The organism is Shimia sp. W99 (assembly GCF_053851455.3).
Genome location: NZ_JBSQBU020000001.1, coordinates 1246427 through 1260339 on the forward strand (window position 1 = coordinate 1246427; position 13913 = coordinate 1260339).

General features: G+C 57.8%; 13 protein-coding genes. 9 read left to right on the forward strand and 4 right to left on the reverse strand.

Features of this window, described 5'->3' with window-relative positions:
* Positions 1-18: 18 nt before the first annotated feature.
* The 3 genes from ACS3QZ_RS06070 to ACS3QZ_RS06080 all read left to right on the forward strand — a co-directional run bounded on the left by ACS3QZ_RS06070 (position 19) and on the right by ACS3QZ_RS06080 (position 2558).
* On the forward strand, positions 19-741 hold the full coding sequence (locus ACS3QZ_RS06070) for a transporter substrate-binding domain-containing protein (RefSeq protein WP_093094737.1): 723 nt from the start codon (positions 19-21) through the stop codon (positions 739-741).
* A 129-nt stretch (positions 742-870) separates the two neighbouring features.
* On the forward strand, positions 871-1755 hold the full coding sequence (locus ACS3QZ_RS06075) for an ABC transporter permease (protein ID WP_456037022.1): 885 nt from the start codon (positions 871-873) through the stop codon (positions 1753-1755).
* Positions 1752-2558, forward strand: coding sequence for an ABC transporter permease (locus ACS3QZ_RS06080; RefSeq protein WP_456037023.1), 807 nt, complete (start codon positions 1752-1754; stop codon positions 2556-2558). The genes ACS3QZ_RS06075 and ACS3QZ_RS06080 overlap by 4 nt, the downstream gene beginning before the upstream one ends.
* A gap of 19 nt (positions 2559-2577) precedes the next feature.
* Here the strand turns inward: ACS3QZ_RS06080 and ACS3QZ_RS06085 are convergent, their stop codons facing one another.
* Positions 2578-2979, reverse strand: a complete 402-nt coding sequence (locus tag ACS3QZ_RS06085; RefSeq protein ID WP_456037024.1) for a hypothetical protein — start codon at positions 2977-2979, stop codon at positions 2578-2580.
* 250 nt (positions 2980-3229) lie between these two features.
* Between ACS3QZ_RS06085 and ACS3QZ_RS06090 the strand changes: the two genes are divergently transcribed.
* The 5 genes from ACS3QZ_RS06090 (at position 3230) to ACS3QZ_RS06110 (ending at position 9392) form a co-directional block, all read left to right on the forward strand.
* A complete protein-coding gene (locus tag ACS3QZ_RS06090; RefSeq protein WP_456037025.1) occupies positions 3230-4546 on the forward strand; it encodes a glutamine synthetase family protein in 1317 nt (438 codons plus the stop codon).
* A gap of 44 nt (positions 4547-4590) precedes the next feature.
* Positions 4591-5274 (forward strand): type 1 glutamine amidotransferase, encoded by a 684-nt coding sequence (locus ACS3QZ_RS06095; protein ID WP_456037026.1) that lies wholly within the window; start codon positions 4591-4593, stop codon positions 5272-5274.
* Entirely contained in the window at positions 5271-6629 is a 1359-nt protein-coding gene (locus ACS3QZ_RS06100; protein ID WP_456037027.1) for a glutamine synthetase family protein, read from the forward strand. The genes ACS3QZ_RS06095 and ACS3QZ_RS06100 overlap by 4 nt, the downstream gene beginning before the upstream one ends.
* Positions 6630-6714: 85 nt before the next feature.
* A complete protein-coding gene (locus tag ACS3QZ_RS06105) occupies positions 6715-8019 on the forward strand; it encodes an NAD(P)/FAD-dependent oxidoreductase (RefSeq protein ID WP_456037028.1) in 1305 nt (434 codons plus the stop codon).
* Positions 8020-8174: 155 nt separating this feature from the next.
* Entirely contained in the window at positions 8175-9392 is a 1218-nt protein-coding gene (locus tag ACS3QZ_RS06110) for a DegT/DnrJ/EryC1/StrS family aminotransferase (protein WP_456037029.1), read from the forward strand.
* Between the two features lie 55 nt (positions 9393-9447).
* Here ACS3QZ_RS06110 and phaR read toward each other — a convergent pair whose 3' ends face one another.
* The 3 genes from phaR to ACS3QZ_RS06125 form a co-directional block, all read right to left on the reverse strand.
* Entirely contained in the window at positions 9448-9999 is a 552-nt protein-coding gene (gene phaR, locus ACS3QZ_RS06115) for a polyhydroxyalkanoate synthesis repressor PhaR (protein ID WP_093094746.1), read from the reverse strand.
* Positions 10000-10141: 142 nt separating this feature from the next.
* Positions 10142-10588, reverse strand: a complete 447-nt coding sequence (locus ACS3QZ_RS06120) for a phasin, PhaP (RefSeq protein WP_456039311.1) — start codon at positions 10586-10588, stop codon at positions 10142-10144.
* A 132-nt stretch (positions 10589-10720) separates the two neighbouring features.
* Complete coding sequence (locus ACS3QZ_RS06125; protein WP_456037030.1) at positions 10721-12514, reverse strand: PHA/PHB synthase family protein; 1794 nt, start codon at positions 12512-12514, stop codon at positions 10721-10723.
* Positions 12515-12629: 115 nt separating this feature from the next.
* On the opposite strand from ACS3QZ_RS06125, the gene phaZ reads away from it, so the two are divergent.
* On the forward strand, positions 12630-13913 hold the full coding sequence (gene phaZ, locus ACS3QZ_RS06130) for a polyhydroxyalkanoate depolymerase (protein WP_093094749.1): 1284 nt from the start codon (positions 12630-12632) through the stop codon (positions 13911-13913).

The following is a 13913-nucleotide window of genomic DNA, read 5'->3' on the forward strand; positions in this document are numbered from 1 at the left end:
CTACTAGGGAGCTAAAACATGAAAAAACTGATCCTTGGCACCGCAGCCCTTGCCCTGACGGCAGGTCTGGCCATGGCCGGAAGCCACGGCAAGACCGTGCGCATGGGCACCGAAGGCGCCTACGCACCGTGGAACTTCGTGAACGACGCCGGCGAAATCGACGGGTTCGAGCGCGAACTGGGCGACGAGCTTTGCAAGCGCGCCGAACTGAAATGCGAATGGGTCAAGAACGACTGGGATTCGATCATTCCGAACCTCGTATCGGGCAACTACGACACCATCATCGCAGGCATGTCGATCACCGACGAGCGTGACGAGGTCATCGACTTTACCCAGCCCTACACCCCGCCGGATCCGTCGGCTTATGCCGCGCTGGACGCCGGTCTTGACGTCGAAGGCGCCGTGATCGCGGCCCAGGCCGCCACGATCCAGGCGTCCTTTATTGCCGAAAAGGGCTGGACCCTGATCGAGTTCGCGACCCCTGAGGAAACCGTTGCCGCAGTGCGCAACGGCGAAGCCGACGCGGTCCTGGCCGACCAGAGCTTCCTTGACACCGTCGTGGGTCAGGACGGGCTGGTCCTGCTTGAGCGCACTGAATCCATCGGTGGTGGCGTCGGCATGGGCCTGCGCGAATCCGATGGCGAACTGCGTGCGATGTTCGACGCCGCGATCCAGTCGATGAAAGACGACGGTTCGTTGAACGCGCTGATCGCCAAGTGGGAAGTCGCTTCCCAGTGGTAAGCTGATCCCCACGGATCACAGGAGGCGCGGGGCATCCCCCGCGCTTTCCCTCCAGCCGCCCCCGCCCGACCGCTTGACGGATCCGGGCCAACGACAAGGCGGCGCTGACGGACAAGGACAGACCGACGGATGTTTTCCTATTGCACGGATCCCGAGACGCTAGAGGGGCTCACGTGGCTGTCATGCTACCTGACCACCGGCAAGCACATGGGGCTATATATCTCGGTCGCCACCGTGCTGGTGCTGCTCGCCGTCACCGCCCCCACCGCCCTCTTGTTCGGCTTTGGCGGCGCCACCGCCGCGCGTTCCCGGTTCCTACCACTGCGCTGGCTTGGCAAGGGCTATTCCGCGATTGTGCGCGGAGTTCCGGATATCGCCTTCTTCATGTTCTTCGTCATCGCACTCGATCAGGCGTTCGAATGGCTGCGTCACAAAGTCAAATGCCCCGACTGGCCCGATGCGATCCGCCAGGGCAACGATTTCGTGGTCTGCCAGCAGGCCAAGCTGCCCTTGTCGAGCTCGCCGGAATGGGTGCATGAAACCTATGCGTTTTTCCTTGCCGTCCTGACCTTTTCCATCGTCTTTGGCGCCTTTGCCGCCAACGTGCTTTATGGCGCCATGCGCGCCGTGCCCCGCGCCCAGCTGGAAACCGCCGAGGCCTATGGCATGACGAGGCGCCAGACCTTCTGGCGCATCCTCGTGCCGCAGATGTGGGTCTATGCCCTGCCCGGCCTGTCGAACCTATGGATGGTGCTAATCAAGGCCACGCCCCTGCTGTTCCTTCTCGGGATCGAAGACATCGTCTATTGGGCCCGCGAACTGGGCGGCACGGTCAATGCCCGCTTTACCGAGTACCCGCATGGCGACTGGCGCATGTGGTACTTCCTTGCGTTGCTGGTCTTCTACCTCGCCTTCACCAAGGTCTCTGAAGTGGTGCTCGACAAGCTGATGAAAAAACTCACCCACGGCCAGGCAACGGCCGGCGGTGAGGCACAGCGGAGGGCCAAGGCATGAGCTGCTGGGACACCATCCAGGCCTACGCGCTGCGTTCGATCGGCATCGGGGAACGTCTTCTGCCACGCGAAGGCTACGACCTTTGCCAGCAATTCACGCTGATCGGGTCGGGGATGTTCTGGAACATCTATTTCGGGATCTTCGCCCTTCTGGCAGGGTTCTTCTTTGCCGTGGCGCTGGCTGTGGGCAAAAGCTCTCATAACCCGCTGCTGCGCAAACCGGCGGAATGGTTCATCTTCGTCTTCCGCGGGTCGCCACTCTTCATACAGTTCTTCTTTGCCTATTTCGTCTTCCTGACGCTCAAGCAATCGGTACCGTTCCTCGGCGCCTTCACGGCTGCATGGCTTGGCGCGCTGGTGGTTCTATTCCTGAACACCGCCGCCTATTCGGGGGAAATCTTCTATGGCGCGCTGCTGTCGATCCCCAAAGGCGATATCGAGGCGGCAGATGCCTATGGCATGACCGGCTGGACCCGGTTCCGCCGGATCACCTTCCCGACCATGCTGCGACTCGCGTGGCCCGCCTACACGAACGAGGCGATCTTCCTGTTCCATGCAACGACGCTGGTGTTCTTCTCGGGCTTCCCGGTGCTCAAGCAACAGGGCGACGCGCTTTACTACGCGCGCTACTTCGCGGACAAAACCTTCAACCCGTTCATCCCCTACCCGATCCTGGCCTTCTATTTCATCCTGCTGACGCTGGTGATCGTAGGGCTGTTTGGGCTGATCAATTCACGTCTCAACCGGCACATGCCGAAAGAGACGCGCACCAAGGTACGTTTCCGCCCCAATCTGATCCGATAGGGGCGGAAATCAGTCGTCTTCAGTATTTGCTGATGGTTTTCATCGCTCTGTCAGCGCTCACTTCACGGAATTGAAGCTTGCCCGTGTTGGTGGCCGCATCAAGATAGCAATCGATGAATTTGGTTTCACCGGCTGCAATGGAGATCACACCTTCCGTGTTGTTGGCATCCGGCACGCGATAAAGGTGATCGCCCGGCGGCATATGCGAGAACAGGACCGCGCCCTGTTTCATCTCTCCCACCAAGCCATCGGGACCTTCGATGGTATAGCGCACCGCAGCCCCTTGGCCGCCGCCGCGATAAAACACGATCAGCCCCTTGCCCGCCTGCGGTGCCGGAACCTCCGCGGCCAACGCCGGGAGCCCCGCTATTGTTAGTGCAACACCACCCAGCAATACCGCGCGTCTGTTCAAATCTGTCATGACTATCCTCGCTCTCAAACTGTTTCAAAGTATCGGGGAAATCATCGGCGCTCGGCAAATCAAATCGGCGTGCGTCCGTATCTTTCGGCGATACGTCGTCAAATCAGCCGGAAAACCATACCGATGCAATACCGACAGAACCGATGCAATACCGACAGAATACCGACGTCATACCGACGCCCAAAGAAAGGACTGGACAAGTGACACGAAGGCGTCAATAATTTGATCAAATTATACGATCAGGTGATCCATGGAGCTTGCACAATTCAGAACCTTCCGCGTGGGCGCGGCCGATCTCAACGGGCAAATGCGCGGCAAGCGCCTGCCTGCAGCCTTTGCCACCAAGCTTGATTCGGGTGCGGTGCGCATGCCGCTTTCGGCGCTCAACGTGGATATCTGGGGCGAAGACATCGCGGACAGCCCGCTGGTGTTCGAAACCGGCGACGCGGATGGAATCCTGTTTCCGACAGAGCGCGGCCCGGTGCCGATGCCGTGGTTGACCACGCCGTCTGCGCTTGTTCCCATGACAATGCGCATGGAATCCGGCGCGCCGTTTCTCGGCGATCCGCGCCAGGCCCTGCGCTTCGTGCTCGACCGTTACAAGGCGCGTGGCTGGACCGTCATGGCCGCCACCGAGATGGAATTCAATTTGGCCGACGACAAGGGTGACGCGCTTTTGCCGCCCATTGATCCCCGCTCGGGACGCCGCATCTTTGCCGGAGACGTTCTCTCGATCGACGAATTGGACGCCTTCGATCCGTTCTTCACGGAACTTTATGAGGGTGCCGAAGCGATGGGCATTCCTGTCCAGAGCATGATCGGTGAATGTGGTCTTGGCCAGTTCGAAGTCACCCTGAATCATCAGGAGGCGATGCGTGCCGCCGATGATGCTCTGCTGTTCAAGCTGTTGTTGCGCGGCATGGCCCGCAAACATGGCATGGCAGCGACGTTCATGGCGAAACCCTATCCGGACGATGCCGGAAATGGCATGCATGTGCACTTCTCGGTCGTTGACGAAGACGGCAAAAATGTCTTCAACAATGGGGGACCCGAGGGCACCCGGACCCTGCATCAGGCCATTGCCGGTTGCATGGAGGCCATGCGCGCCAGCTCTTTGATTTTTGCGCCGCACGGATCCAGCTATGACCGCTTTGCGCCCGGAGCCCATGCCCCCACATCTGTTTGCTGGGCTTACGAAAATCGCACAGCCTCAATCCGCGTTCCCGGCGGTGCGCCCGCGGCTAGACGCATCGAACATCGTACAGCCGGGGGCGACATCAACCCCTACCTGATGCTGGCAGCCGTTCTGGGTGCGGCCATCGAAGGTATTGAAGAAGACCTCACCCCGTCCGAACCGATCACGGGCAACGCCTATGATCTCGACCTGCCACAACTGGCAGGAAGCTGGGAAGAGGCGATCGACCTGTTCGAAACGGATGAATTCATCTCGCGGTGTTTGCCCGAGACCCTGATCCGCAATATGGTAATGACCAAGCGGCAGGAACTGCGGCGTTTCACGGACATCCCGGAAGCCGACCGCTGGCAAACCTACCTTGAGCGTGTATGACTCTGCGCGTCGCACGAAACACCCAACCAACCCATTGGTGACTTATGAAAATCGGTATTCTGCAAACCGGAAAGCCTCCCGAGGACCTTCAGGAGGCGTACGGAACTTACTTTGACGCCTTCCAGGTTCTTCTGGCCGGTCAAGGCTTCGAGTTCGAAGGCTGGAGCCCGGAGGATGGCGACTTCCCGGCCTCCGTGCATGATGCGGACGGCTGGCTGATCACCGGATCACGCCATGGTGTCTACGAAGATCACGACTGGATTCCCCCGCTTGAAGATTTCATTCGCGAGGCGATCTCGGAAAAGGTTCCGATGGTCGGCGTCTGTTTCGGGCACCAGATCATCGCGCAGGCGCTTGGCGGCAAGGTCGAGAAATTCGACGGGGGCTGGGCCGTGGGCCGCCAGGTCTATGATTTTGCAGGCACCCCCATTGCCCTGAACGCGTGGCACCAGGACCAGGTCACAGAGCTCCCCCCCGGCGCCACCGTGGTCGCCAGCAACGACTTCTGTGCCAATGCCGCCATCGTTTACGGTGACCGCGCCCTGACCGTGCAACCCCACCCGGAGTTCACGGCGGGCTTCCTTGAAGATTTGATCAAAACACGCGGAAAAGGCGTTGTCCCGGACAAGCTGCTGAACGATGCGTTAACCGATCTGGAAACCCCTACCGCAAGCCAAACCATAGCCGACCAATTCGCCGATTTCTTTCGGCAAGAGAGGACCTCATGAGCGACTGGCTCAAACAAATTCCCGAAGCTGCGCAATCCTATCTCGATGGGCACCGGCTCGACGAAGTCGAATGTATCATCTCCGACTTGCCCGGCATCGCACGAGGAAAGGCCGTTCCGGCGACCAAGTTCGCGCGACAAAAGTACTTTCATCTCCCTGACTCGATTTTTTATCAAACGATTACAGGGGACTGGGGCGAGGCGGCCGGAGACGGCGGCTTTATCGAACGCGACATGATCCTGCGTCCGGACTGGTCCACCGCAACTGCGGCGCCATGGACCGCAGACTGGACACTTCAGGTCATCCACGACGCCTTCGATATCAACGAAGAGCCGATCCCTTTCAGCCCGCGCAACGTGTTGAAACGGGTGGTCCAGCTCTATCGCGACAAGGGCTGGGAACCGGTCGTGGCCCCGGAAATGGAATTCTATCTCGTGGCCCGGAATATTGATCCGGCCAAGGCCATTGAACCGATGATGGGCCGCTCGGGCCGCCCCGCCGCTGCCCGCCAGGCCTACTCGATGACCGCCGTGGACGAATTCGGCCCGGTGATCGACGATATCTATGATTTCGCCGAGGCCCAGGGGTTCGAAATCGACGGCATCACCCAGGAAGGTGGTGCCGGACAGCTTGAAATCAACATGGTCCATGGCGACCCGGTCAAGCTGGCAGATGAGGTATTCTACTTCAAGCGCATGATCCGCGAAGCGGCCCTGCGCCATGATTGCTACGCCACCTTCATGGCCAAGCCGATCGAAGGCGAGCCAGGGTCGGCCATGCATATCCACCATTCGGTGATTGATATAGAAACGGGCGAGAATATCTTTTCAGGCCCCCAAGGCGGTGAAACCGATGCGTTTTTCCACTTTATTGCGGGCCTACAGCACCACCTGCCCTCGGCCATTGCGGTTCTTGCTCCCTATGTGAACTCCTATCGCCGCTACGTGCGCGATCACGCGGCACCCATCAATCTCGAATGGGGCCGGGATAACCGCACGACCGGAATTCGTATTCCGATCTCTTCGCCGCAGGCACGACGGGTGGAAAACCGCCTCGCTGGCATGGACTGCAACCCCTATCTCGGCATCGCGGCCTCGTTGGCCTGTGGCTATATCGGATTGATCGAGCAGGAACGCCCGGACAAACAATTCAAAGGCGACGCCTATGACGGCGACGAGGCCATTCCACGTATCCTTGGCGGCGCGCTAGACCTGTTCGACGAGGCCGAGAAGCTGCACGAAGTCCTCGGACCAGAATTTGCCCGCGTCTATTCGATCATCAAGCGCGCCGAATATGAAGAATTTCTCGAGGTGATCAGCCCTTGGGAACGGGAACATCTTCTGCTGAACGTATGATCCTTGCTTGATCAGGGCCAAGGGCGCGAGGGCGCCCTTGGCCTCCGACAGCAGTACTTAACCAAATTGAATACAGAGGTGCCGGATGGACCTGCTCTATGCCAATGATCGCAAAGGCGAATACCCCGACAGCTGGTATGCGGCCACGGTCGATCCCCTGCCCCCGTTTTCGAGCCTCAGGGGAGAGACACGCGCAGATGTCTGCGTTGTGGGCGCGGGCTATACCGGCCTTTCAACAGCGCTGCACTTGGCCGAACGCGGATATGACGTTGTTCTGGTCGAGACGCATCGCGTCGGCTTCGGCGCCTCGGGACGCAATGGCGGTCAACTGGGCTCGGGGCAGCGTATGGAACAGGATGGCCTTGAAGCCCTCGTCGGGCGCGACGATGCTCACAAGCTCTGGCGGCTGGCCGAGGACTCCAAGGATCTGGTCAAGGATCTCGTCGCCCGGCACGAAATCGACTGTCACCTGAAACCCGGTATCGCCCATGCCTGTTTTTCCAATCGCGAAGTGCGGGCAGAACATGAATACACCGAGCATTTGAAAACGGAGTACGGCTACGATCAGATCGAACCCCTGGATCGCGACCAGATGCAGGCGCTGTGTCCTTCACCCAAATATGTGGGCGGCTCTCTGGATATGGGGGCCGGACATCTCCACCCTCTGGCATTTGCGCTTGGATTGGCGCGTGCGGCCAAATCCGCCGGGGCGCGTATCTACGAAAACACCCACGTTCATGGTATCGAGCGGGGGGAAAAGATCACGGTCAAGACCGATCAGGGCCGCATCGTGGCGGATCAACTGGTCCTGGCCTGCAACGGGTATCTCGGCAACCTGGATCGAAAAGTCGCCTCGCGCGTGATGCCGATCAACAACTTCATTGCGGCGACCGAACCGCTCGGTGATGACATTTCCAAGGTACTGACCCGCGATGTCGCCATTGCCGATACCAAGTTCGTGATCAACTACTTCCGTCTGTCCCACGATGGGCGCCTGTTATTTGGGGGTGGGGAAAGCTACGGCTACCGTTTCCCCAGCGACATCGGGGCCCTTGTGCGCAAACCGATGCTCGAGATCTACCCCCACCTGCGCGACATTCGGATCGACTATGCATGGGGCGGCACGCTGGCGATCACGATGAAACGCATGCCCTACCTGCGCCGCCTGTCACCCTCCATCCTGAGCGCTTCGGGTTATTCCGGCCACGGTGTTGGCACCGCAACACATGCAGGCCAACTCATTGCGATGGCTATCGCGGGAGAAGCCGAAGGGTTTGACACCATGGCCCGGGTTCCGGCCACGCCATTCCCCGGCGGCACTATGTTCCGCAGCCCGTTGCTTGTGCTGGCGATGACTTGGTTTGCCTTGCGTGATCGGCTCGGGGTCTGAATTAGCCCTTTTTTCAAAACCCTGAACAAAACACTCCATCACTTCCGAGCTTGCCCGTTTCACGGTTTTTTCCTGCAAACGGGCTCGAAACCTGTTGGCACGGACTCGTGATTGATTTATATTTTTGAATATCGAGTATAAGAAAGTCCAAAATCATGACGCTACCTCCCAACGTATATGACGCAGAACCGATCCCGGAATCTGCCCGCACCGAAATCGACCGGCTACTGCAAAGCGGCGATCTGTTTCGCTACACGGCCCCCGAAGATGCGCCTGTGGCGCTACTCGAAGAAGAATTCGCGGCGATGATGGGGACCAAATATGCTCTGGCCGTGTCGTCCTGCTCTGCCGCGCTCTTCCTGTCGCTCAAGGCGCTTGGCCTGCCCCGCGACGCACGGGTGCTGATCCCCGGTTTCACCTTTGCGGCCGTGCCGTCATCTGTGGTGCATGCCGACTGCGTTCCGGTCTTGTGCGAAGTTGGCGAAAACTACCGCATAGACGTGGCAGATTTTGAGCGCCGCCTAGATGACAGCATCTCGGCCGTGATCATAAGCCATATGCGGGGCCACACCTCCGACATGGATGCAATCATGGAGTTGTGCGATGCGCGCAACATTCCGGTGATTGAAGATGCCGCACATTCGTTGGGCACCACATGGAATGGGCGCAAGATCGGCACGATTGGCCGCGTCGGGTGCTTCTCGTTCCAATCATACAAACTGGTTAACGCTGGCGAAGGCGGTATTCTTGTCACTGATGATGCCGATCTCGTGGCCCGCGCCGTGATCATGTCGGGCGCTTACGAACACAATTGGCAAAAGCACAAGGCACCCGCTGGCGACAACACCGGCGAGCTCGAAGCGGCCTTTAACCGGTGGCAGAACCAGTTGCCACTCTACAATCTGCGCCTTTCCAACCTGTCCGCCGCGATCATTCGTCCGCAGCTTCCCGAAGTACCGCGTCGCGTGCGCGACGGTCGCGCCAACCACGACTATGTAGCTGGCATCCTCAATCAGTCTCCCTGGCTAAATGTCCCCGAAAAACTGGGACCTGAAGAGCGCGCACCGGATTCGATTCAGTTCAATCTTGTTGGACTGGACAATGACCAGATTCTCGCCTTTCAGGCCGCGGCCAATCGCCGGGGCGTCAAGGTGCAGGTCTTTGGTCAATCCACCGATAATGCGCGTGCGTTCTGGAATTGGCAATTCATCCGCGACTTGCCGGAACTGCCGCAAACACGCGAGATGCTGATGAAGGCCTGTGATGTACGCTTGCCCGCGCGCCTGAAAAAGGATGAACTCGACATCATCGCAGGAGCCCTAACTGGCGCCGCCAATGACGTCATGGGCGAACTCCGCGCCTACGGCACCTGAACCTGTTTCGGTAGCTTGGACTTTTCGGGGCAGGACTTCATGTCCTGCCTCTTTATTATTTCAGCTTGCTCAGTTTTTCCTGAAGCTCAGAGAGTTGTTTTTTGATTGCATCAAGATCCTCTCCTGCGTCTTCCTTTGGCGCGTCCCCCGCTTCGGCACCCGTCGTTCCGGCTGGCCAGCCCACGCCGCCGGTCATGGCCTTCAGAAAGGCTTCCTGCTGCTGCTGCATGGCTTCGAGGCCTGGCATTTTCATACCCCCGCCCATGCTTTCCATCATTTTTTCCTGCCCCTCGCGCAGCATGTCAAAGGACGCCTGCAAGAACTGAGGCACCACGCTTGTCGCCTGCGTGGTATAGCTGCGCACAAGATCGGTCAGAACGTTGATCGGAAGCACACTTTCTCCGCGGCTTTCATGCTCGGCGATGATCTGCAACAGGTATTGACGCGTGAGATCGTCGCCAGTTTTCAAATCGACAATCTGAACCTCGCGGCCATCGCGAATGAATCCGGCGATGTCCTCAAGCGTGACGTAGTCGCTGGTCTCAGTGTTATAGAGCCGCCGACTGGCATAGCGTTTGATCAACAGTGGTTTTTTTTCGTCCGCCACGTCTGTCTCCCCAAAGATTATTTGCGCGTTGCAGAAAAATCCTATGCGACTGCAGAACAAAAAGAAAGGGCAGGCCGAACGGCCTGCCCATGCAATCTGCACTGATAGGGAGGGATGAGTGCAGACTGGCTGGTAATCCAGCTTACTTGGCTGCGGTTGCTTTCTTGGCAGCGGCAGTCACGTCGTCAGTTGCTTTCTTGACGGCGGCGGTTGCCTCTTCGGTGGCATCTTTGCCGGCAGCCATCAGCAGCTCAACGGTTTCGGTCTGCACTTTTTTCGCAACTTCAGCGAAGGCAGCCATGTTCTCGGCGGCAACTTCTGCCTGAGCCGAAGCGAAGTCGGTCATGGCTTTTGCGTAGTCGGCGGGCTCTGCTTTGGCTTTGGACATCTCGGCCAGTTTGGCGAGGGTGTCTTTGGTCCACTTCGAGGAGATTTCCGACGACTTTTCAGCCGCTTCCAGTGCAACCCCGCTCAGCTTTTCGTTCAGCGATGCGGTGTTTTTGAAGGCATCTTCCAGAGCCGAGGTGTCAACCGGGAATGCGCCCATCATGTCTTTCAGGATGGTGTTCATGTCTTGTGCTTTAGCCATAGTACTAGTTCCTTTAACGATGTGCGGGTGGGAGGCCCCGCGTTGCTGTTCTGAAGACAATATGCATTCTGCAGCGCAGCATTTCAAGATATTTTTGCTGCGCTGCAGCACAAATATTTTTCCCCTTTTATATCAACGTATTGCCTTGGCCTTTACATAGTCACCCGGTGCATCTCCTAGAACTGGGTGCTCCGAATCACCAAATTCACGAGCCGGAATCTGTTTCCCGGAGCGAGACGACAGCCATTTGTCCCAGCGCGGCCACCACGAACCTTCGTGGAAAGTCGCGCCCTCCATCCAGTCATCGGGTGCCAACTTGTTGTCGGCATTCGTATAGTGGCCGTACTTCTTCTTGCTGGGGGGGTTCACGATACCCGCAATGTGACCTGACTCGGACACGATGAAGGTCTTCGAGCGGCTCTTGGCCTGCTGGAAGCCGCGATAACAGTCTTTCCAGCGAGCGATATGATCTGTCTCGCAGGTCACGGCGCAAATCGGGATGTCCACGTCACTCAATTCGAGCCGTTCACCACAGAACTCCACGCCACCTTCCGCAAACTCATTGTGCTGACAGAGTTGTCGCAGATACTGGTGGGCCATTTTGCCGGGAAGCCCGGACCCATCGCCATTCCAGTACAACAGATCGAACGCAGGCGGTGTTTCCCCCATCATGTAGCTCTTGATCGCAGGACCATAGACAAGGTCGTTGGAACGCAGGAAACTAAAGGTGCGTTGCATGATGAAAGATCTCAACAGCCCCTTTTCGTCTATCTCCTCGTCAATCCCATCAATGAAATCGTCACTCAGGAATGGTGTGAACTCGCCCTGATCCGAGAAATCAGTCAGCGTGGTAAAGAACGTGGCCGACTTAACCGATTTATCACCGCGCTTCTTCATCAACGACAAGGTGAGATTCAACGTCGTGCCCGCGATGCAATAGCCCACGGCGTTGATCTGCTTCTGCTTGGTGATTTTCTTGACTTCTGAAATCGCGGTCAGAAACCCCTCTTCGATATACTCATCCATACCGACGTCGGCATAGGAATAATCCGGGTTGACCCAACTCACGACAAAGACCGTGTAGCCCTGATCCACACACCAGCGGATATAGCTGTTCGATTCCTTGAGGTCGAGAATGTAGTACTTGTTGATCCACGGCGGGAAAACAAGCAGGGGCACCTCGTGGACGGACTCTGTTGTTGGAGAGAACTGCAACAGTTCGAACATGCGATTGCGGAACACGACCTTGCCTGGCGCCGTGGCGATATTCCCGCCGATTTCGAACGCCGACTCATCTGCCAGTCGTACAACCAGTTCACCATTGTTGGCTTCGAGATCCGCAATTAGGTTCTCAAGCCCGTCTATCAAGGATTGCCCGTCGGTTTCCAACGCCTTCTCGAGTACATCCGGGTTCGTACCCAAGAAGTTGGTCGGGGACATCATGTCCACGATCTGCTGGGCAAAATACTCGATGCGCTGTTTTTCCTTCGGCTCAAGACCGTCCAACTCCTCAACCGCCTTCTCGATGGCCTGCGCATTCAGCATGTATTGCTGCTTGAGGAAGTTGAAATAAGGGTGAGTCTGCCACATTGGATTCGAGAATCGCTTGTCGCTGGGCGTTTCATCCTGCGGCGCAGCAATCTGTCCCTTCATCAACAAATGCTGTGCGTCAACGAAGTGCTTTACCGACTTGCTCCACAGCTCGAGCTGGTTCTCAAGAACCTTGCCCGGATTGTTGATCATTTCCTGCCAGTACGCGTTGGCTGCTTGGACAAACATTTCCGGTTCAGGCGAATTCAGGTCCGGTCTCAATGGCTTACGGCGCGCCATAACCTCTACCAAGCGCCGTGATAGAACCTCGACCTTACCCAGATTCTCGTTCAGACGTTCCAAATTTGGACCTGCGTCATTCTCGTTTGTTGTCATGGTTACAAATTCGCCCTATTCTCGCCGCTACGCAGCATTCAATGTATCGCCCTAAGTGAACATTAGTATAGGGCGCTGTCGGACGGGTGCATACCCTTAGGTAAAGGAGACGCATATGCGGTACATGGCCACGTACGACCTGATGGAGACAATCCGGAACACGAACCAATGGTTGGGTGCGACTGCGTCTGCCATGGCTTCCTATCCAATGTTTTCGATGGTCCCCAACCCGGCTTTCGCCTGGATGGCAGCATGGGGAGAGGTCACGGAGCGCACCTTTCAACGCATGATCGTCAAGCCTGATTGGGGTATCCGCACCTTTACCTGCGAAGACGGCAAGGATCACCTTGTCAACATTGAGCCGGTGGTCGAACGGCCTTTCGGCGATCTGATCCACTTCAATGTTTCGGGCCGCGAAACCCAGCCGCGCAAGGTGCTTTTGGTTGCGCCGATGTCGGGTCACTATGCCACACTTCTGCGCTCAACCGTCAAAAGCCTGATTGTCAACTGCGAGGTCTACATTACCGACTGGCACAATGCCCGCGACATTCCGGTCTCCGAAGGCAAGTTCGACATCGAGGATTACACGCTCTACCTCGTGGACTTCCTCAAGGAACTTGGCCCCGACACCCATGTGATCGCAGTCTGCCAGCCTGCCCCTCTCACACTTGCGGCCACCGCTTATCTGGCCGAGGAAGACCCAAAGGCGCAGCCGCGTTCGTTGACGCTGATTGGCGGCCCGATCAATCCGAATGCCGCCGCAACCGAAGTGACTGACTTCGGGCATCGCGTGACCATGGGGCAACTCGAAGAGATGATGATCCAGCGCGTCGGCTTTAAATACCCCGGCGTCGGGCGCATGGTCTATCCGGGCCTACTTCAACTGGCGTCCTTCATGTCGATGAACGGAGATCGTCACTCCAAGGCTTTTGCCGATCAAATTCAACGTGTTACGCGCGGAGAGGCATCGGATCACGATGCCCACAATCGTTTCTACGACGAGTACCTTGCCGTCATGGACATGCCGGCAGAGTTTTATCTCTCGACTGTGGAACGCATCTTCAAAAACGGCGAAATCGCCAACAACGAGTTCGTGGTCAACGGTCGCAAAGTCGATATTGGCAAGATCACGACAGTCGCCGTCAAGACGGTTGAAGGCGCGAAGGACGACATCACTGCGCCCGGTCAATGCGTGGCCGCGCTTGATCTCTGCACGGGCCTGCCGGACTCGAAAAAGGCGAGCTATGTGGAGCCCGAAGCGGGGCACTATGGTATTTTCGCCGGCAAGAGCTGGCGCAATAACATCCGCCCGCTGGTACTCGAATTCATCGACGCAAACGCCGATGCTCCCAAGGAGCCGAGCAAACGTTCCACAAAGCCAAAAATCGCGGCAGTCTGA